This window comes from Candidatus Solirubrobacter pratensis (assembly GCF_000425945.1).
Lineage (GTDB): Bacteria > Actinomycetota > Thermoleophilia > Solirubrobacterales > Solirubrobacteraceae > Solirubrobacter > Solirubrobacter pratensis.
In genome coordinates this window covers 47,096-65,871 of sequence record NZ_AUEK01000011.1, presented here as the reverse complement: position 1 = coordinate 65,871, position 18,776 = coordinate 47,096, and the positions used below count along the sequence as shown (strand labels likewise).

19 protein-coding genes and 1 pseudogene are annotated in these 18,776 nt (G+C 70.7%); 8 read left to right on the top strand and 12 right to left on the bottom strand.

Annotated features, from left to right (window positions below):
- Positions 1-2 precede the first annotated feature (2 nt).
- A complete protein-coding gene (locus H958_RS0117285; RefSeq protein ID WP_028059587.1) occupies positions 3-821 on the bottom strand; it encodes a BtpA/SgcQ family protein in 819 nt (272 codons plus the stop codon).
- A 28-nt stretch (positions 822-849) separates the two neighbouring features.
- A complete protein-coding gene (locus H958_RS38140) occupies positions 850-1,656 on the bottom strand; it encodes a DeoR/GlpR family DNA-binding transcription regulator (protein ID WP_051324428.1) in 807 nt (268 codons plus the stop codon).
- A 140-nt stretch (positions 1,657-1,796) separates the two neighbouring features.
- Here H958_RS38140 and H958_RS0117275 point away from each other — a divergent pair, with 140 nt between their 5' ends.
- Positions 1,797-3,443, top strand: a complete 1,647-nt coding sequence (locus tag H958_RS0117275; protein ID WP_028059586.1) for an APC family permease — start codon at positions 1,797-1,799, stop codon at positions 3,441-3,443.
- A gap of 2 nt (positions 3,444-3,445) precedes the next feature.
- A complete protein-coding gene (locus H958_RS0117270; protein WP_037410515.1) occupies positions 3,446-4,204 on the top strand; it encodes an SDR family NAD(P)-dependent oxidoreductase in 759 nt (252 codons plus the stop codon).
- A 152-nt stretch (positions 4,205-4,356) separates the two neighbouring features.
- Here the strand turns inward: H958_RS0117270 and H958_RS38135 are convergent, their stop codons facing one another.
- Together H958_RS38135 and H958_RS43565 are read right to left on the bottom strand one after the other, a co-directional pair.
- On the bottom strand, positions 4,357-5,649 hold the full coding sequence (locus H958_RS38135) for an alpha/beta hydrolase-fold protein (RefSeq protein ID WP_051324427.1): 1,293 nt from the start codon (positions 5,647-5,649) through the stop codon (positions 4,357-4,359).
- Positions 5,604-6,044 carry a hypothetical protein gene (locus H958_RS43565; protein ID WP_156028036.1) on the bottom strand — a complete coding sequence of 147 codons (441 nt, stop codon included), beginning with the start codon at positions 6,042-6,044 and terminating at the stop codon, positions 5,604-5,606. Before H958_RS43565 ends, H958_RS38135 begins: the two co-directional genes overlap by 46 nt.
- A gap of 499 nt (positions 6,045-6,543) precedes the next feature.
- Between H958_RS43565 and H958_RS46365 the strand changes: the two genes are divergently transcribed.
- Positions 6,544-6,672, top strand: a complete 129-nt coding sequence (locus H958_RS46365) for an NAD(P)-binding protein (protein ID WP_156028035.1) — start codon at positions 6,544-6,546, stop codon at positions 6,670-6,672.
- Entirely contained in the window at positions 6,673-6,867 is a 195-nt protein-coding gene (locus tag H958_RS0117255; protein WP_028059584.1) for a hypothetical protein, read from the top strand.
- Between the two features lie 136 nt (positions 6,868-7,003).
- On the opposite strand, the gene H958_RS48285 is transcribed toward H958_RS0117255, so the two are convergent.
- Positions 7,004-7,468, bottom strand: a complete 465-nt coding sequence (locus H958_RS48285; protein ID WP_231379295.1) for a hypothetical protein — start codon at positions 7,466-7,468, stop codon at positions 7,004-7,006.
- Between H958_RS48285 and H958_RS48280 the strand changes: the two are divergent.
- Together H958_RS48280 and H958_RS38130 are read left to right on the top strand one after the other, a co-directional pair.
- Positions 7,361-7,630 (top strand): annotated as a pseudogene (locus tag H958_RS48280) (PAS domain-containing protein); the annotation flags it as partial. The gene H958_RS48285 and the pseudogene H958_RS48280 sit on opposite strands and share 108 nt — an antisense overlap.
- Before the next feature lie 123 nt (positions 7,631-7,753).
- Complete coding sequence (locus H958_RS38130; protein WP_231379290.1) at positions 7,754-8,821, top strand: GAF domain-containing sensor histidine kinase; 1,068 nt, start codon at positions 7,754-7,756, stop codon at positions 8,819-8,821.
- Positions 8,822-9,085: 264 nt separating this feature from the next.
- On the opposite strand, the gene H958_RS0117245 is transcribed toward H958_RS38130, so the two are convergent.
- From H958_RS0117245 to H958_RS0117220, 6 genes are all read right to left on the bottom strand, one after another.
- Entirely contained in the window at positions 9,086-9,715 is a 630-nt protein-coding gene (locus tag H958_RS0117245; protein WP_196807407.1) for a DUF1036 domain-containing protein, read from the bottom strand.
- 108 nt (positions 9,716-9,823) lie between these two features.
- Positions 9,824-10,294, bottom strand: a complete 471-nt coding sequence (locus H958_RS0117240; protein ID WP_028059582.1) for a VOC family protein — start codon at positions 10,292-10,294, stop codon at positions 9,824-9,826.
- Positions 10,295-10,415: 121 nt separating this feature from the next.
- Entirely contained in the window at positions 10,416-11,714 is a 1,299-nt protein-coding gene (locus tag H958_RS38125) for an alkaline phosphatase family protein (protein ID WP_037410512.1), read from the bottom strand.
- Positions 11,711-14,002 carry an FHA domain-containing protein gene (locus H958_RS0117230; RefSeq protein WP_028059581.1) on the bottom strand — a complete coding sequence of 764 codons (2,292 nt, stop codon included), beginning with the start codon at positions 14,000-14,002 and terminating at the stop codon, positions 11,711-11,713. The genes H958_RS38125 and H958_RS0117230 overlap by 4 nt, the downstream gene beginning before the upstream one ends.
- A gap of 106 nt (positions 14,003-14,108) precedes the next feature.
- Positions 14,109-14,636, bottom strand: coding sequence for a hypothetical protein (locus H958_RS0117225; RefSeq protein WP_028059580.1), 528 nt, complete (start codon positions 14,634-14,636; stop codon positions 14,109-14,111).
- Positions 14,637-14,766: 130 nt separating this feature from the next.
- The gene (locus tag H958_RS0117220; protein ID WP_081685983.1) at positions 14,767-15,456 is read right to left on the bottom strand and encodes an FHA domain-containing protein; all 690 of its coding nucleotides are present in this window, start codon (positions 15,454-15,456) and stop codon (positions 14,767-14,769) included.
- 292 nt (positions 15,457-15,748) lie between these two features.
- Here H958_RS0117220 and H958_RS43560 point away from each other — a divergent pair, with 292 nt between their 5' ends.
- On the top strand, positions 15,749-17,584 hold the full coding sequence (locus H958_RS43560) for a serine/threonine-protein kinase (RefSeq protein WP_051324424.1): 1,836 nt from the start codon (positions 15,749-15,751) through the stop codon (positions 17,582-17,584).
- A gap of 14 nt (positions 17,585-17,598) precedes the next feature.
- Entirely contained in the window at positions 17,599-18,108 is a 510-nt protein-coding gene (locus H958_RS43555) for a COG4315 family predicted lipoprotein (RefSeq protein ID WP_156028034.1), read from the top strand.
- 126 nt (positions 18,109-18,234) lie between these two features.
- On the opposite strand, the gene H958_RS0117205 is transcribed toward H958_RS43555, so the two are convergent.
- Positions 18,235-18,717, bottom strand: a complete 483-nt coding sequence (locus H958_RS0117205; RefSeq protein ID WP_196807406.1) for a VOC family protein — start codon at positions 18,715-18,717, stop codon at positions 18,235-18,237.
- Positions 18,718-18,776: the final 59 nt, after the last annotated feature.

The following is an 18,776-nucleotide window of genomic DNA, read 5'->3' as shown; positions in this document are numbered from 1 at the left end:
CGTCAGGCTCTCGCGCCGGCCTTGCGCGCGGCGGCGACCTTCTCGACCATCGCCGCGACCCGGTCGGGATCGACCGGCTTCCAGGTGTTCCCGTCCTGCTTCATGCTCGTGCCGACGATGGCGCCGTCGGCGATTTCGAGGACGCGCTCAGCCGTCTCGGGCTTGACCCCCGTGTTCGCGAGGACGGGCGTGTCGGTGACGGCCGACTTCGCCTCGATCAGGTCCGAGAGGCTCGCATCCACCCCGGCCGCGGGGCCGGAGATGAGGAGAGCGTCGACGCCGAGATAGGCGGCGCTGGCCGCGCGCTCGGCCACGCTGCGCCCGCCGACCGAGCGGCTGAACTCGGGCGTGATGTTGGCGAAGATCTTGACGCCGGGGCCTCCGATGGCGTGCTGGTAGCCGGCGACGTCGCCGAAGTCGGGCGCGAAGAGCCCCATGTCGCTGTCGTAGACGCCAGTGAAGACCTCGCGCACGAACGACGCGCCCGTCGCCACGGCGACCGCGATGCTGGCCTTGGCGTCCCAGAGGAGGTTGACGCCGAACGGCACGCGGATGTCGCTCCGCAGCTGCCCGATCACGGCCGCCATGGCGGCGGCCGCCTCGATGCCGACCGACGTGGAGTAGGGGAGGTCGTTCTCGTTGCAGAAGAGGATCGCGTCCACGCCGCCGTCCTGCAGCGCCTGCAGGTCGCGGCCCGCGGACTCGACGACGCGGTCCATGCCGGCGTGCCGGTCGTAGCGCGGGCGGCCCGGCAGGCCGTCGAGATGGCACATCGCGATCAACGGCTTCTCGACGCCGAAGATGGCGCTCAGGGCAGGCATGGCTCTCCTTCTCGTGCTCTGGACCGCATCACGCGGCACTCGCATCCTCGGCTTCCGGCGGTTGGGCCGCGCTCCGGTCGACGACGACGACATCGATGCCCAGCTCCTCGAGCGCGCGCAACTCCTCCGCGGGAGCGCCCGAGTCGGTCACCAGCGTGTGGATCGCGCTCGCCGGCGCGACCGCCGCCATCGCCGTTGCGCCGATCTTCGAGCCGTCGGCGACGATCGTCAGCCGTGCGCTCTGCTCGATCATCAGCCGCTGGATCTCCGCGGCGGCGTCGTCGAGCTCGGTGACGCCGTTCGCGGCGGACACGCCCGCGGCGCCGAGGACGGCCACGTCGGCGTGGTAGCGGCGCACCGTCGCGGCGGCGACCGGCCCGACGCAGGCCAGGTCGTCGTTGAGCACGGAGCCGCCGAGGACGACGACGCGCCCGCGTCGCGTGCCGAGCAGGCTGGCGACGGGCAGCGAGCCGGTGATGACCGTCCGCTCGGTGCCGGCGGGCAGGAACATGGCGAACTGCTCGGCCGTGCTGCCGATCCCGATGAAGATCGTCGAGGCGGCCTCGACCGTCTCGGCGACGCGCATGCCGATCAACCGCTTCAGGGGCGCGTTGGCGAGCGCGCGCGCGTTGAACAGGAGCTCCATCGAGCGGGTGATGTGCGCGGTCGCGCCGCCGTAGGTGCGGCGCAGGAAGCCGTCGCGCTCGAGCCGCCCGATGTCCCGGCGGACCGTCATCTCCGAGACGCCGAGCTCAGCGGCCAGCTCCGCGATGTGGATGGTCTGCTCCTCGGCGACGCGCTCGAGGATCCGGTGGCGCCGATCGACTGCGTGCACGGCTCCATGTCTATCACAGGCGATGTTCGATGCTGTGACTCGGACACGAACCGCCGGTCTGAACGCCGTTCTCACAACTGTTTGTTGCCCATGGTGTTAGATCCTGTTATAAGCCGTCCGACGCCGACGAGGGGGTTGTGATGTCCAGTGCCACCGAACCAAGCGCAGACAAGACCGGGCAGCTGTTCGTCCGCCGCAGCACGGGCCTCGTCCGCGAGGCGTCCGCGCTCGACGCGACGATCTTCAACGCGGTCTTCTCGGCGCCGGTCGGCGCGACCCTCGCCTGGGGCGTCTTCTTCGCGCTGACGGCGTTCCCGGGCGCCGACCTGGTCGCGGCGACGCTGTGGGCGCTCGTGCTGAACGTCCCGATCCTGGTGATGATGTCGCTGCTCGCGTCGTCGATGCCCAAGACGGGCGGCGACTACGTGTGGGTCAGCAGGATCCTCTCGCCGCCCGCCGCGCTGGTGTCGAACTTCGGCGCGGCCTTCTCGGCGATCATCGGTGCGACGTTCTGGGCGCGCTACTTCCCCGTCTTCGCGCTCGGGCCGGTGCTGGTCACGCTCGGCACGATCTTCGACAGCCACAGCCTGATCAGCGCCGGGACGCATCTGCAGACCGACAAGGGCTGGATCTTCGTCGGAGGCCTGGGGATGATCGTGCTGATGACGGGGATCCTGATCGCCGGCACGCGCGCGACGTTCCGCTGGCAGAACACCTTCTGGATCATCGCCTCGCTCGGGACCCTGCTCGCCCTTGTCGTCCTGCTCTTCAGCTCCAAGGGCAGCTTCATCAGCCACTTCAACGAGCTGTCGGCGAAGTTCGGCGGCAAGGGCGACTCCTACAACAGCGTGATCTCGACGGCGAAGGCGCAGGACGCCCATCCCAAGGCGTTCGGGTCCGCGACGACGCCGGCGATCTTCGTGATCATGACCTTCATGATCTGGAACTGGTGGAGCGTCTACCTCTCGGGTGAGCTCAAGAGCGCCTCCAACCGCAACCGCCAGATGGGGATCATGTTCGGGGCGCTCGGCTGGAACGTCATCGGGCTGATCGCGGGCGTCCTGCTGATCTACAAGGTCGCCGGCTACCAGTTCATGGTCGCCGCCAACACTGCGCCGAACGCGGCGTACGTGCTGCCGACAGGCCCGTTCTTCCACTTCTTCGCCGGCCTGGCCGTCAACAGCAACGTGCTGACCACGATCATCGTCGCGTCGTTCTTGTTCTGGTCGCTTCCCGCGATGGTGGGCAACACGTTCATGCCGGTCCGGACCGTGTTCGCGTGGTCCTTCGACCGCCTGCTCCCGGAACGCTTCGCGAACGTCTCCGAGCGATTCCACTCGCCGGTTCCCGCGATCCTCCTCGTCATGACGCTCGTGACCGCGATGCTGGCCTGGAGCGTCGTGGCGACCACGTTCCAGACCCTGCTCGCCCTCGGCGTCCTCGCCGGCATCGTCTGCATCGCGATCGTCTGCGTGGCCGCCTTCGTGTTCCCGCGAAGGCGCCGGGAGCTGTACGTGGGCTCCCCGGCCAACGTGAGCCTCGGCGGGATCCCCGTCCTGCAGATCACGGCGGTCCTCTCGTTCCTCGTCGTCGCCTTCCTCACGTGGGAGACGCTCCACTACCCGGCGCTGGCGCTGAGCGGCAACGCGGGGCACCGGTGGTACGTCCCGGCCTTCATGCTCGGCATCGTCGTCGTCGGGCTGCTCATCTATTACGTGGCCCGCGCGGTGCGACGCAGTCAGGGGGTCGACATCGACCTCGTCTACCGCGAGCTGCCGCCCGACTGACCTTGCCCGCGTTCGACGGCAAGGCGGCCCTGGTGACCGGGGGGACCGCCGGCATCGGCCTGGCGATCGCCGAGCGACTGTGCCGCGAGGGCGCCCGCGTCGTCGTCACGGGACGTGACGAGCCGCGGGGACGCGCCGCCGAGCAGCGGCTCGGTGACCGCGCACGCTTCGTGGCCGCGGACGCCGGGGACGAGACGGCGGTCGACCACTCGGTCCGGTTCGCTCTGGAGGCGATGGGGCGGCTCGACGTGCTCGTCAACAACGCCGGGATCGCGCTCACCGAGCGGCTCCTCGACACACCCGTGAGCGAGTTCGACCGGCTCATGGCGGCGAACGTCCGGAGCGCCTTCCTCTACGCGCGGGCCTGCATGCCGCTCCTGGCCGAGAGCGAGGGTTCCATGGTCCACGTCGCATCTGACGCGGGGCTCCGTGGCGAGCAGGCGATCGGCGCCTACTCCGTCACGAAGGCGGCGGTGGTGATGATGTCCAAGATGCTCGCGCTGGACGGCGCATCCGCCGGCGTGCGGTCCAACTGCGTGTGTCCCGGCGCGACGGCGCCGGGGATGCTCCACATCGGCCCAGCCGACGATCCGGAGCGCGGCGACGACCCGTCGGCATGGCCGATCCCTCCGCTGGGGCGGATCGGGCGCGCGGAGGACATCGCCGCGGCGGTGGCGTTCCTCGCCGGCGACGAGGCGAGCTTCATGTCAGGGGCCGTCCTGCTCGTCGACGGCGCCAACGGCGCGGGGCTGCCGGCCTGAACGACGAACTCGTCGCCTCTTGGCCGGCGCCGAGGCGATCACTGGCGCCGGGCCGGCGTGGGCCGGCCCGGCAGCCGCGGCTCAGTAGCGCCAGCTCGTCGTGTCGCTGCCCGCCGGCGCCCGATCGCGCATGAACGTCGCCATCGTGCCGATCAAGTCCTGCGAGGTCGCGAACGGGGTGTAGCAGTGCGGCTGCTCGTAGCCGTACTTGATCGTCGCGTCGGGGGACGGCTGCAGCGTTGCCAACGACTTCTCGAGCAGCTTGACGGCGTTTCGAGGTAGTACGTGTCATCGTCGCCGACGTAGATGTGGAGCTTGCCCGTGAGCTTCGGGGCGAGCGTTGACCAGTTCGTCACAAGGTGGTCGCGGATGTCCATCGGCCGCCAGCGTTCGGCCACCGTGTGGTCGATCTCGCCGGTCAGCTTGTCCCACACGCGCGCCGGATAGCCGTCGCCGCCCTGCGGACCGTAGACCGCCTCCCAGATGTCCCACTGGCCGCCGGAGCGACCCCGGCCGCCGATCGCAAGCTCGTAGTGGTTCTCGTCCTCCATCGTGTAGCGGACGTTCCCGTCGACGCTGCGCGCACCCGGGCGCGGCACGCGGTTCCAGTCGAGCTCGGTGTAGTAGGCGTTCGGGTCGCTGTACACGTTGACGATCTGGTGGTAGCGGAAGTCCACCGGGTCGGGGCAGGTGGAGAACGTCCCGGCGTACAGGTCCGGGTAGAAGACCTGCTGCGCGAGCGACTCCCAGCCGCCGGTGGATCCGCCGGTCAGCGAGCGTGCCCACGAAGCGCCCATGGTGCGAAAGCGCCGGTCGAGCTCGACCATGAGCTCCTTGGTGATGGCGTCGCCGTACGGGCCGAGGTTTGCCGAGTTGACCGCGTACGAGTCGTCGTAGAAGGGGTTCTCGTGCCGGAACGTCACCGCGATCACGCGGTCGCGCGGCTCCTTGCTGAGCCACCACTGCGAGAAGGCGTTGCCGCCGTCCTCCCGGAAGCTGAACGGACTCGGCCCGGGGTAGTGGCCGTGCTGGTAGACGACCGGATAACGGGCGTCGGGATGCTCGTCATAGCCGGCGGGAAGCAGGACGTTCGCCGCGATGTACATCGGCTGGCCCCAGTAGCGGCTCAGCAGCTCGCTCTTGATCTTCACGTGCTTCACGTGCGGGCTGTCCGGGGGATTGCCCTGCTGGCAGGTGCCGCCGGGCGGCACCGGATCGCTCGGCGGGATGACCTCGGTGAGTGAGAGCTGCACCGGACGCCGATCTCCGGGCCGCACGCGGACCGTCTGGACCGAGCTGTACAGGTTGCCGGTCCCGTTGAACACGTCGTGGCCGTCGCCGCAGGGCATGTGCAGCTTCACCACCGAGCCGTCCGAGCGCCGAAACGTCGTATACACGTTCATGAACGCCTGTACGCGGTAGTCGCCCGGTGGCAGGTCGTCCATCGAGCGAAGCGGATAGCCGAACACGCGGCGATGTCGCCTGAGAGCTCCACGCTGCGCCCGGGCCGTAACCCGTCCACGTCGAGGCCCCAGAACGGCGTCCCGTCCGGCACCGAGATCTGATCACGCGGTTCGCTCGACGCGTCGAGCGAGACGATCACGTAGACGCGCCCGTCGAGCGACGTCCCCGATGCGCGCCCCGACAGCGAGATCTCGAACCGCGGACCGTCGCGCGAATCGCCGTGATCGTCGTGGTCGCCCCGGTCGAACGCCGTGTGCGGCTTCAGGCCGGGCACCATGTGGCCCGGCCCCTGCTCGCGCTCGGTCTTGGCCATCACCGCGGTGGCCCCACCGAACGCGGCGCCCGCGACGGCGATTCCCATCAGTACCCGCCTCATGAGACTCCCTCCCTTGACTCAGAAACCGCCGGAAGCCTAGTTCTCACGAGAGCGGCGCGGCGGTGCGGCCATGTCCGGGTCCGGATCCGCTTCCCGGCTCGCCGCGTCCGTCGGCTGATCAAGCGGTTCGCTGAACGGCGTGATGTGAAATCGGAAGAGCCGCGGGTGCGCCAGGAACAGCTCGCGCGCGCGTCGTCGCGCCCCAGTGATCACTGGTTCCGTCCCGGGTGCGTCCTTGCCGATACGCGGAGCGGACGAGGTGGACGGTCAAGCAGTGCACGTGGATGCTCGGGTGATCGGCGGCGCGCGCGGCGGCAGACGGCGCACGTCACGGGTTCTTTGAGGCGAGGCATGGTCGGGGACCGTCGCGCAGAACGATTCCTGTCACACCCGGGAGCGTCCCTGGTCTCGACGCCGGGTGTCGGAACACGGGGCCCGGAGTCCGTTCAGCGGTCCATACGCCGCCGGCGCGCACGACCCCGACCCTACGGTCGCCGGCATGAACGACTTCCCACTGCAAGCCGTCCTCATCGGTGCCGGTCACAACGCCCTCGTCGCGGCGGCCTACCTGCTCGACGCCGGCCGACGCGTGGTCCTGCTCGAGCGAATGGATACGCGCGGCGGGTAGGTGAAGACCGCCGAGCTCGGCGCGCCCGGCTTCCATCACGACCGGGGTTCAGGCTGCCGGCGCGGACACGAGGAGCTGCTGCCCGGCGCGCTGAGCGAGCTTGTCGGCGAGGATCTCCGTCGCGCCCGCGGCGACGCGGTCGAGCGCGACGGCGGCGGCGAAGTGACGGCCGAGGCCACGGTCGCAGGGACATGAGCGGCGACGGCGCCCCGCGCACCAAGGCGATCCGCTGGCACGATCCGGCGGCGTTCGCCACGGCACTGGAAGAGCGGATCGGTCCGCCTGCACGAGGCGGGCGAGCCGCGGACTCGCGGCCGTCGATCACGGTCGATCACCCATCGGTGCCCAAGGCCTGGCGGCCGAGCACCTGGCGCAGCCGGGCAACGTCGGCGGACAGCGCGGTCAAGGGAAATCGTCCCGGACGCCCATCGCCCAATCGAAGAAGCACCCGGACGTCCAGCCGATCAGGGACGTCGAAGCCGGCTGCGAACCAGCGCGCCGTCGCGGTTCCACGCTCGGGTGAACTTTCACGCTGCTTGCCTTCGGCCGCGCAGGACCCAGGGGTAGACTGCACGGCCTTCGGAGGCTTCGCGTGGCACGCTCGCTCACCGATCTCGCCGGCCTGAACGTCAGCGCTGAGGACTTTCTCGCCGCCGTGCTGGAGGCGGCCGGGCAGCCGATCTGGGTCGTGGATTCTGACGGCGTGATCCGGTTCGCGAACCCCGCCGCGCTCGGTGCGCTCGGCTATGACCGCGCGGATGAACTGCTCGGGCGACGCAGCCACGAGACGATCCACTACCAGCACCCAGACGGGACCGTGTATCCGGCTACGGAGTGCCCCATGCTCCGTCCGCGGACCACAGGCGAGACGGTCGCGAGCGATCTGGACTGGTTCTTCCGGCGCGACGGATCGATGTTCCCGGTCTCCTATGTCTCCGTGCCGCTCGCGATACCGCAGGGCCGCGGCGCGGTCGTGGCGTTCACGGACATCGAGGACCGCCTTCGCGCCGAGCGGGTGCTCCGAGAGCACGACGCGGTCCTCGCGGCGCAACAGGCGTCGCTGCGGCGGATCGCCGGCCTCGTGACCGGCGGGGCGGCCTCGGCTGACATCTTCGCCGCGATCGCGCGCGAAGTAGCCGAGGTACTACGCGTGACGATGGTCCAGATCTGGCGCTCGGAGCCCGACGGTACGTTCACCGTGCGCGGCGCCTGGAGTGAGCGACCGCAGCCGTTCCGGGCGGGCACCAACTGGGCGCTCGACGACCCCGCGTCAGCTCCATTTCTGAGGGCGACGCAGGCCGGTCGTCCGGCAACGGTCGAGAGTCTCGCGGAGCTGAGCGGCCCGGTCGCGGAGATCGTGCGAGCCAGCGGGATGCGCTCAGCCGCTGCCGCGCCGATCGTCGTCGACGGCGCGCCGTGGGGCTTCATGGGCGCCGCGACGGACCGTGAGATCCTGCCGGACCGGGTCGAGGAGCACCTCGCCGAGTTCACTGAGCTCGTCGCCACCGCGATCTCGAACACCCAGGCACGGTTGGATCTTGCGGCGTCGCGGGCGCGCATCGTGGCGGCGGCAGACGCAGAGCGTCGGCGGGTGGTTCGCGACTTGCACGACGGCGCTCAGCAGCGCCTGGTCCACACGGTCATAACCCTGAAGTTGGCGCGGCAGGCGCTTGAAGACGTCCAGGGTGATGCTCCGGCGCTCGTGACCGAGGCGCTTCACCACGCAGACGAGGCGACGAGCGAGCTGCGCGAGCTCGCCCACGGGATCCTGCCATCCCAGCTCACTCACGGTGGCCTTCGCGCCGGAGTGCACGCGCTGGCCTCACGGATGCCGGTGCCGGTCGGGAACGAAGTGTCGGTCGACCGGCTTCCGCCTGCGATTGAGGCAACCGCGTACTTCGTCATTGCCGAGGCGCTGACGAACGTCGCCAAGCACTCTGGTGCCCGCCGCGTGACGGTCACGGCGTGGGTGCAGGACGGCACTCTGCGGATCCGCGTGCGCGACGACGGCGTGGGAGGCGCTCGGCCTGATGGGGCCGGTTTGCTCGGGCTTGCCGACCGGCTCGCCGTTCTCGACGGCAGGCTCGCCCTCGAGAGCCCAGCCGGCGGCGGAACGCTCGTCGCCGCGGAGCTCCCCCTTCGCGACTAGCGTCGAGTCAGTGTGAAACTCGCGCCGGGTTGTGTGCCGGTGTCGACACGATCCCGGAGCGTGAGGGCACCGATCCCTGCGGATCTCGGCAGCCAGAGTTGCGGTTCGGGAGCCAGCGGTGTCTGTGGGCGTGCCACCGTCAGGCCTGCCCGGTGATGGAAAAGGTGCCGGCCGTACGCGCGGCGACGGCCCCGGTGATACCGAGGCCGTCGTGGCGGGCCGGCCGTCCGCGGCTCGTTCAGGGCCGCGGCGGAAGGGGCAGAGTCAAGGGATGAGGTCGATGGTGTGGGAGAGCCCAGCTCCGTTGAGGTCGATCAGCCGCATGTTCACCGTTCCATACGCGGCCGTCGACCCGATGTTGAGGCATGAGTCGAACGTGTCGTGGTAGACGTAGACGGGCCCGCGATCCCCAGTCCACTGGGTGCCGTCTTCGGCCCTCGCGTAGTAGGCGGCGTACCGGTTCGACGTGGTGAAGGCCTGCTTGACCTCACCCGGAGCGAGCCGCCACCAGCCCTTGGTCTGCCAGTCGCCGTAGCCGCCGCAGCGATCCGGGTCGTTGCGCATGATCGCGACCCAGACCGTCTTGCCATAGCTGTTGCGGAAGTTGACGGCGCGGTCGATCACGCCAGACGCGGACGCCCGGGGCTTCCCGAGCGTCGCCGCTGCGGGGCTCGCCGGCATCTTGTGATGCGACGCGGCGCTGCCGTGGCTCGGCCTGGCCGTGGTGGTGGCCGTCGCGTTGGCCTCGTCGGCGACGAGCGCGGGCAGCAGCGCGGCCGCGGGTTCGCCCCGGCGGCTCGGTGCCGACTGGCAACCCAGCGGCCCTGAGGCGGGTGCGAGCGCGACAACGGCGGTCGGCGTTGACGACCGGGGATCGAGCTCTCTGGCGGCCACCTAGTCGTGGTCGCAGATGAGGCCTACGACCACGACTACCTGCCGGATGATCTCTCGCTGCTGCCCGTACCGCACGACGACGGCGCACGTGCGAAACGTGGTGGTGGGTCAGGCCGGGGCGTCGGCGTCCTGCATGGAGGCCGCGAACGCCTCGGGGCCCTGCTCTGCCGCCGCCGGGTCCATCCACATGACCTGCCAGCCGTGGCCGTCGAGGTCGAAGAAGCTGCGTGAGTACATGAAGCCGTAGTCCTCGGCGTCATCCGCCTCGGTGCCGCCCGCCGCGAGCGCAGCGGCGCTGACCGAATCGACCTCATCGCGGGATGCCACGCTGAAGCAGTACAGCGCCAGCATGTGCGTGGTGGGATCGGCGATCGGCAGCTTCGCGAACTCCGCGAACTTCTCGCGGCTGAGCAGCATGACGAAGGCGTGCTCGCCGACCAGCATGCAGGCGGCGGTCTCGTCGGTGAACTTCGGGTTGTAGCTGAACCCGAGCTTGGCGAAGAACGCCTTGCTGCGCTCGATGTCCGCTACGGGGATGTTCACGAACAGCATGCGGCCGGGGTGTGCGGGAGTGGGCATGATGGGTCTCCAATCGGTGGCTCGATGGCGTACGTCCTGGTAGACCGGCCCGGCCGGCGAAACTCATCGGTGGTCGGCTAAGCCTGGATCTCACCGATCCCCGCCTAGCGCCGCGCCGCGGCTACGCCGGCAGGTGGGCGTGGTTCCAGCCGCGTCTTCGCGCCTTCGCCAGCAGGCGAGCCCACTTGTCCGGCTCGCTCGGCGCCCTGTTCGCGCAGCCGACGCTCGGGCGGCTGGGCGCGGGGAAGAGGGGGGCGGTGGTGGCCGTCGGCGAGGAGAGGTTCAGGACGCGCGCGAGGTTGGTGGCGGTCGCGTCGCGCTCCGTCAGCGGGTCGAGACCCCAGCGCCACTCGATCATGCGCAGGATGGAGGTGTGATCGAGGGTCTCGTGCGAGACGGCGCCGCGTTGCGCGAAGGGCGAGATGACGAGGGAGGGAACGCGGAAGCCGCGCAGGCCGTCGGCGTTGCCGGCCGCCTTGTCGGCGGACGGGATTGCCGCCGGGGCGGGGGGGACGTGGTCGAAGAAGCCGCCCCACTCGTCGTAGGTGATCACGAGGACGGTGCGGCGCCAGTTCGGGCTCGTGGTCACGGCGCGGTAGACGCGTCGCAGGAAGAGCTGGCCCGCGCGTACGTCGGCATGCGGATGGTCGTCGTTCGACAGCCCCGGGTTCTCGCCGAGCAGCCGCGGCTCGACGACGGAGACGTTCGGCAGCCGGCCGCGGCGGCAGTCGCTGAGGAAGCCCTGGAACGAGCGGCTGATGGGCACGTAGCGGGCGCCCCACAGCGCCAGGAAGGGCACGTCGCTGAAGTAGTAGCGATGGCTTATCCCGGCCTTGGCGAGCCGGTCCCAGATCGTCGGCAGGCGGCTGATGGCGAGGGAGTTGTGGAGGCGGTCGGTCTGCGCGGCGTGCAGGTAGAACCGGTTGGGGAAGGTTTCCGCCATGGTCGATGCGAAGTAGCGGTCGCAGGCGGTCCAGTAGCGGGCGGCGGCGCCCAGGAAGGGCACGTCCGCCTCGCCGTAGTAGCCGATCGCGAAGGGGTCGTTGCCGGGGATCCGCAGCCAGCCGTCGCACGCGCCGCCGTTGAGGGCGATCCGCCCGCCCTCGTAGCTGTGGTTCGGGTCCGCGTATGCGCACCCCTGGTAGTCGGGGGCGAGCGCGAAGGTCGGGTGGGCTGCGCCCGCCGCGTCCGCGTAGGTCAGGCCGGCCTGCCGGCCGTCCGCGCCCGGCAGCCAGCCGAGGAGGTGGTCGAAGGAGCGGTTCTCCATCATCACGACGACGACGTGCTCGATGCCCGAGCGCCGAGGCGGAGGGAGGGCCGCCGCCTGGGCGCCCGTGATCTGCCCGGCGCCGGCTGCCGTCAGCCCGGCGGCCGCGGCTCGCCGGAGGAACTCCTGCCGGGTCCAGCGGTCCCCGCTCACTGGACCGAGGCGCGCCGGTGGAGGAGGACCGTCGTCGCCGCGAGCAAGGCCGCGAGCAGCGCGGCGAGGACCAGGAACACGGTTCGTTGGGAGATGGCGAAGTAGTCCGTGCCGAACTGGCTGACCTTCGCGTAGGCCTTGTCGGCGGCGATTCGCTTGTCCAGCCCGACCGCACTGCCGACCCCCGCGTAGGACCACTGCGCGATGACGACCTTCGAGACGCCGGCCAGGCCGGCGCTCATGGTCGCCACGGGCACGATCGACCCCCCGAAGAACATCTGCGGGATCAGCAGCAGCGGGATGAAGCTCGTCGCCTGGTCCTGCGTGCGCACCAGCGCCGACATCACGAGGCCCATCGCCACTGCCGCGAACCCCGTGAAGACCAGGATTCCGGCGATCAGACCGTACGTCCCGATCTTGTCGTGCAGGGGCTTGAACGCGAACACGATCGCCAGCAACAGCAGGATCTGGATCGCGACCAGCGTGAACAGGACCGCCAGCTTCGAGAACAGGTAGGCGCTCAGGCGGACCCCCACGGCGTGCTCGCGAGCGAACACGCTGCGCTCCTTGACGATCTCGCGCGCCGAGTCGATCGTCCCGAGCCATACGGCCACGGTGACCACGAGGAACAGCAGCTTGACCGTGTCCCCGGCCTGCGCGCCGCGTCCGAACACCTCAGCGCCGAACAGCCCGATGACGGCGAGCGCGAGGATCGGCACCTGCGCCAGCAGGATGCTCACGTTGCGGCGATCGCGCAGGAACAGGCGCGTGTAGCGGGCGGTCAGGACCCGCGCCTGCGGGATGACCGCGCCCGAGCCGCGCCGACGGCGGGCGGGCGCGGGCGGGGCGGGCTCCGGCGCGCGCGCCCGGCGCTGGTCGGCCGCCGCGCGAGCCTGGCGTTCCACGAACCGCTGTCGCCACTCGAGCGCCGGACGGCGGTCCAGCTCGACGTAGATGTCGTCGTAGCTCGCCGCACCGAAGAACGTCCGCGCCTCCTCCGGCGAGCCCTCGAAGCACAGCAGCCCGCCGCGCCCCATCACGATCAGGCGACCGCAGAGGGCGAGGTTCTTGGTCGCGTGGGTGACGAGCACGACCGCCCGGGAGTGATCGGCGAGCTCCCGCAGCAGCAGCATCATGCGCGTCTCGAGGCCGGGATCCAGACCCGTGGTCGGCTCGTCGAGGAAGAGCAGGCTCGGCCGGCTCAGCAGCTCGGCGGCGAGGCCGACGCGCTTGCGCTGACCACCGGAGAGCGACTCGATCCGCGTGTCGGCCTGCTCGCCGAGCTGAAGCTCGTCGAGCACGCGCGCGAGCGTCGCCTCGACCTCCTCGTCGCTCGTGTCGTTGGGCAGGCGCAGCCGGGCCGAGTAGCGCAGCGCCTCGCGCACCGTGAGCTTGCCGTGCACGATCTCGTCCTGCGGCAGGTAGCCGATGTCGGTCGACCGGCTGCTGACGGGCTCGGCGTTGACGGTGATCGAGCCTTCGGTCACCTCGGTCACGCCGGCCAGGGCGCGGATCAGCGTGGATTTGCCCGCGCCGCTCTCCCCGATGATCGCCACGAAGTCGCCCGGCGCGACGCTGACGGTCGTGGAGGAGAGGATCTGCTTGCCCTTGACCCGCACGACGACGTCCTCGGCATCGAGCCGCAGGGCGCCCCGCTCGGCGCGGGCGACGAAGGCGGACCCGTCGAAGATGAGCCGGTAGCTGCCGATCCCGATCTCCGACCCGGGGACGAGGACCGCCGCGCGCACCTGGATGCCATTGACGCGCGTGCCGTTGCGCGACGCGAGATCGCGCAGCTCGACGCGGTCGCCGTCCCGCACGATCTCGGCGTGGAAGCGCGAGACGTTGGGGTCGTCGAGGACGACGTCGTTGGCCGCGTCGCGCCCGAGGGTGAGGCGCTCGCCGGGGAACTGGATGTGATGCGTGCGTAGCGCGGCGGGCTGCCGGCCGGCGTAGTGCGTCTCCGCGCCGGTGAGGAAGCGCAGGGCTTCGCCGCCGATCAGCAGCGTGTCGCCGTTGGCCAGCATTCGCGTCTCGCCGTGCAAGCGCTCGCCGTTGAGCCGCGTCCCGTTGCGCGACCGCAGATCGGTGATCGCATAGCCGCCGGGAGCGGCTTGGATGCGCGCGTGGTGGCGCGACACCGACTCGTGGTCGAGGACGACGTCGTTGTCCGCGAGCCGGCCGATCCGCAGCTCGTGGGCGAGCGGGATGCGCCGTCCCGCGTGGAGGACCAGCGCCGGCGGAGCACGGCCGGCGACGGACTCGGGGTGTGCGGTTCGAATGCCCATGGGGCGTGAGAAAGCCGAATGGTGCCTGTGCGACACCTACCAGGTAGGTCCGACTCGCGGCAAGCGATCCACGACCGCGAGCGTTAGAAGCCGGACGAGCCGCCTGTTAGCCGAGCGTCGCCGTCGTGTGCAGGATCAGGCGGTGCGGGAGCGACTCGAGCTCGACCGTGCGGACTTCGAGCTTGCCGCCGGGGACGTCCAGCGAGCCGGCGGCGGCATCGAGCAGCAGGTGCGCGCCGGGAAGATCGGAGGGGCGCAGATGGAGGCCCGGGGGGAGCGCCGAGACCGGCAGGGCGCCGCGCACGTCGAGTGAGTCGCCGTGCTTGACGACGCTGACGTCCTCCAGGCTAAGCGGCCCGGCATCAAGCTTCGTCATGCGGACCTTCGCGTCGTCGGCCTGCCCCCACAGCAGCTTGACGGCCGGAAGGGCTCCGACCTCGACCTGCGAAACGGTCCCGAAGTGCTCCAGGCGGCTGCGCACGCGCTGCTCGGCGACCGCGGGCAGGACAAGCTGCAGGGCCCCGAGCAGAGCAGCCGCCGCCGCCGCTGTGCAGAGGAGCGCGCGGCGCGTACGGTGCCCCCCGGCGCGGGGAGTGGCAGTCGCGTCGGCGGGGCGATCGAGAACCGCGGTCATCTCCGAGCTCCTATGGGTCGCGGTGGAAGGCATGCCCGCAGTGTCTGCCCGGACCCTCGAGGCGGCCAGGGACCCGCGGGATGGGGTGGGGCCGCCCCCGGGGTGGCAGGCGCCACCCCGCGGGATTGGCTCAGGGCTCGAGCTCTCGGCGGGTGACGATGCCGGTCAGCAGCGCGAGCTCGACCAGGCGCGTGCGCTTTCGCTGCTGCGGGAGGTCGTCGAGGCCGAACTTGGCGTACAGCGTCCGCATATGCGTCTTGACCGCGTCCACGCTCAGGACGAGCTCGTCGGCGATCTCCTGATTGCCCGGAGGGGTCGCGAAGGCGGGCGCGGCCGCGAACGGCCGGCAGAGCGCGAGCAGGACGCGGCGCTGGGCCTCCGAGACGTCGGAGCGCGACAACGGTGCCGTGGACGCCATCGTGCTGCGGTCGGCGGGCACCGGCAGCGGCTGGCGGAACAGCGCCAAAGTGCTGCCGAACCGCAACACGTCCCCGTCGTGGAGCCGGCGCCGGCCGCTCACGCGCTCGCCGTTGACGTAGGTGCCGTTGCGCGAGAGCCCGTCGTCGGCCAGCACCCAGTGATCCCCCACACGACGCAGGTCGGCATGCACACGCGAGACCTCGGCGTCCCATTCGAGCGGCACGTCCAACCCCTGCTGGCGACCCACACTCAGCGGCGAGCCGGCGGCGTCGAGCGTGACGAGGCGCTGCGTCCCCTGTCCATCGCGATAGAGCAGGAAGGGAAGCCCCGCACGCTCGGCCTCGATCTGCGCTCTCAGCTCGGCGGGCGACCACTGGTGTGCGCTTCCAGGATGAGTCATGCGCCGGCGGTGATCGCTGGTCCCACTACTACCCGAACCGCGCCGGCGTGTCCAGGCGCCGGCACGCACCCCTCGGTCTGTCTCGCGGTCAGTTCGTTTACGGCCTCGATCGCGATGCTGAGCGGCTCGGCGCCGAATTGCGGTCGCCGTCGCGGCCTGGTTCACGGCCGTATCGGCCTCGCGGCGTGCCGTCGACCACCTGCTCTGCTCCGTCGTCGGATCTTGCTTGGCTTCTCCGCCGCCATTAGGGTCGCCGTGACAGCGTTTCGCCGTCGACTGGAAGCGGTGAACCATGGCTAACCGAAGCGGCGCGGCGGGCATGCTGCCCCGCCTTGAGCCCGGCTCGATGTTCGCCGGCTACCGGATCGAGGGGCTGCTCGACCGGGGCGGGATGGGGATCGTCTACAAGGCCCGCGACCCGGACCTCGACCGGACGGTGGCGCTGAAGATCATCGCGCCGGAGTACACGCAAGACGCCACCGCGGTGGCGCGCTTCAGGTCCGAAGCTCGGCTCGCCGCCTCGCTCGAGCACCCGAACATCGTGCCGGTCCACCGGGGCGGCGAGCACGATGGCGTGCTGTACCTCGCCATGCGCTACGTGCAGGGCTCGAACCTGCGCCACGTGATCGACGCCGGGCCGGTCGAGCTCCCTCGCCTCGGGCACATCGTCAGCAAGGTCGCGGATGCGCTCGACGCCGCCCACGACCGTGGCCTCGTGCATCGCGACGTCAAGCCGGCGAACATCCTGGTCTGCGTCGAGGGCGGCTCCGAGCACGTGTACCTGACGGATTTCGGCCTCACCAAGCACCTCGGGTCCGTCGGCGATCTCACGCACAGCGGCAGCTGGGTCGGCACGCCCGACTACGTCGCCCCAGAGCAGATCCAGGGTCTGACGATCGACCGGCGCGCCGATGTCTACTCGCTGGGATGCGTCGTCTACGAGATGCTCACCGGGGAGGTCGCCTACCCCAAGGACAGCAACATGGCCAAGCTGTGGGCGCACGTCACGGACCCTCCGCCGCTCCCGCGGACGCGGCGGGCGGATCTGGTGTCCGGCTGGGACGACGTCATCGCCCGCGCGACGGCGAAGAATCGCGACGAGCGCTACGCCACCGCCGGCGATCTGGCCGCCGGGGTGCGGGCGGCGGTCGCCGAGCAGGAACGCAGCGCTCAGCCGCAGAGCCGCCTCGCGGGCACCGGGAACGCCCCGAGCGCGGATGCGACGGTGGCAGCGGACACGGCGGGTCCCCTGCCGACGCGTGGCGAGAGCTCGCCTCCCGCCGCCCCACCTCCGCCCCCACACGTGCGTGCGCCCGCGTATGCGCCGCCGCCCGACGGCCCCGGCGCCGGCGGCGCTCCGCCCGCGAGACGCCCGGGCCGCCGCCGCGCGCTGCTGGCCGGAGGCCTTGCCGCGCTCATCGTGGCCGTCGCGGCGATCTTCATCCTCCTCGGCGGCAACTCGTCCGGCGACCAGGCGAACGCCTCGCTCGCCTCCGTGCCGTTCAGCCGAGTGTCGGACGGCTTCGGGAAGGTGGTGCTGCACCTCAACGGCGACACGGCGAAGGTCACGCTGACGTCCAAGGGCCTGCTCGACGGCAAGCCCCACCTGATGCACATCCACGCGGGCAAGCTCGGCGAGTGCCCTCCCGGCTCGGCGGCCGCGCGCCATAACGGGCATCTCGTGATCACGACGGAGGATGGGGCTCCGTACTACGGCCCGGTCCAGACGTCGCTGACGACGCACGGCCCCACGACGGCGAAGGGCCTTCACGACTTCGCGCGCTTCCCGACGGCCGGCGCGATCAACTACAACCGCACCGTGAACCTCGGGCCGGTCACGGCCGCCCAGGTGCGCGCGAACCAGGCCGTCATCGTGGTCCACGGCATCGACTACAACCGCAACCGCCGGTACGACGCTGTCCTGGGGACCGGCGAGGGGCGCAATGTCGAATCCACGGCGCCGGCGCTCTGCGGACCGCTCAAGTCCAAGGGGTCGAACGCCCAGTCCGCCAAGGCCGGCGGCACCACGGTCTACGCGGCCACGCTCGCGCCCGCTCACGACGGCATCTCCTCGTCGATCGCGTCGTTGTTCTGCGACGTGCCCGGCGAGCCGCAGAAGCTTCAGTGAGACCGACCGTGCTCATGCGGACGAGGCGCGAGAGGACGCTCGCGGCTGCGGCCGCCGCCGCGATCGTCGCCGGTGTCGTCCTGGCCGTCGTGCTCATGCGATCGGGCAACGGCGCCGCCTCGGGGCCCGCGCCCCTGGGGGACGCATCGCTGGTGCGCGTGGCGCAGACCCGGCTAGGCCCGATCCTCGTCGACGGTCGCGCGCGGACGCTGTACCTCTACACCCCGGACAAGCGCCGCAGGAGCGTCTGCTACGACGGCTGCTCGCGTATCTGGCCTCCCGCGCTCGTCCAGGGCCGCCCCCGCGCCGCGCCGGGCGTCAGCGCGGCGGAGCTCGGCACGACGCGGCGCAAGGACCACCGGCTGCAACTCGTCTACCACGGCCACCCGCTGTACCGGGTGGTGAGCGACAAGCGGCCGGGCCAGGTCACGGGGCAGGGCTACGACGGGGTCTGGTTCGTCGTGGCACCGAGCGGCTCGCGCGTGGTCAAGGGCGCTGCGCAGACGTCGCCGCAGAGCTACTGACGCCGCTCGCCGCAGTCGTCGCCGACAGCTTCTTCGCCGGGGTGCGATCCGGGGGAGAGATGCGATCGGGCGCGCCCCGCCGCTGACCGCCGCCTCCCTCAAACCCGGGGCGGTTCGGTCTGGCCGTTAAGCCGGCGCGCCGTCGAGCCGCTCGGCGAGTTCGACGATCAGCCCTTCGGGTCCGCGGACGTAGCAGAGGAGGAAGGTGTTCTCGAAGTCGACGATCTCCCCGACCGTTTCCCAGCCGGCCTCTCGGACGCGGTCGACGACGCCACGCACGTCGTCGACGGTGAAGGCAATGTGCCGGAGCCCAGGACGGTTCGCGGCCGGCGCCGGCTCTTGAGCGCGGGCGGAAGGCGAGTGGAAGCGCACGACCTCGAACATGTCGCTGCCGTCGGGGGCGCGAGCCATCACGATCTCGACCCTCGCGTCCCGCAGACCGATGATCCGATCGATCCACTCGCCGCTGAACACCCCGGGCTCGCCGCAGTCGAAGCCGAGCAGCGCAAGGAACCGGACTGTCTCGTCGAGGTCCTCGACGACGAGTCCGATGTGGACGAAGTTGGTGACGCCGGGGCGATGGCTGTCCATTGAGGTCGAACGGCTCATGTCCGGCAGCGTATTCAGTTCCCTAAGGGAACGCAACCCTCCTGCTCGAACCGGTCGTA

Excerpts from the sequence above, each read along its gene's own strand:
- H958_RS0117240 (WP_028059582.1), bottom strand. The coding sequence starts at position 10,294 with ATGCCCACTCCCGCACACCCCGGCCGCATGCTGTTCGTGAACATCCCC.
- H958_RS0117220 (WP_081685983.1), bottom strand. The coding sequence starts at position 15,456 with ATGACTCATCCTGGAAGCGCACACCAGTGGTCGCCCGCCGAGCTGAGA.
- H958_RS0117275 (WP_028059586.1), top strand. The coding sequence starts at position 1,797 with ATGTCCAGTGCCACCGAACCAAGCGCAGACAAGACCGGGCAGCTGTTC.
- H958_RS38135 (WP_051324427.1), bottom strand. The coding sequence starts at position 5,649 with ATGGACGACCTGCCACCGGGCGACTACCGCGTACAGGCGTTCATGAAC.
- H958_RS43560 (WP_051324424.1), top strand. The coding sequence starts at position 15,749 with ATGGCTAACCGAAGCGGCGCGGCGGGCATGCTGCCCCGCCTTGAGCCC.
- H958_RS0117230 (WP_028059581.1), bottom strand. The coding sequence starts at position 14,002 with ATGGGCATTCGAACCGCACACCCCGAGTCCGTCGCCGGCCGTGCTCCG.
- H958_RS46365 (WP_156028035.1), top strand. The coding sequence starts at position 6,544 with ATGAACGACTTCCCACTGCAAGCCGTCCTCATCGGTGCCGGTCACAAC.
- H958_RS43555 (WP_156028034.1), top strand. The coding sequence starts at position 17,599 with ATGCGGACGAGGCGCGAGAGGACGCTCGCGGCTGCGGCCGCCGCCGCG.
- H958_RS43565 (WP_156028036.1), bottom strand. The coding sequence starts at position 6,044 with ATGAGGCGGGTACTGATGGGAATCGCCGTCGCGGGCGCCGCGTTCGGT.
- H958_RS0117205 (WP_196807406.1), bottom strand. The coding sequence starts at position 18,717 with ATGAGCCGTTCGACCTCAATGGACAGCCATCGCCCCGGCGTCACCAAC.
- H958_RS0117225 (WP_028059580.1), bottom strand. The coding sequence starts at position 14,636 with ATGACCGCGGTTCTCGATCGCCCCGCCGACGCGACTGCCACTCCCCGC.
- H958_RS0117285 (WP_028059587.1), bottom strand. The coding sequence starts at position 821 with ATGCCTGCCCTGAGCGCCATCTTCGGCGTCGAGAAGCCGTTGATCGCG.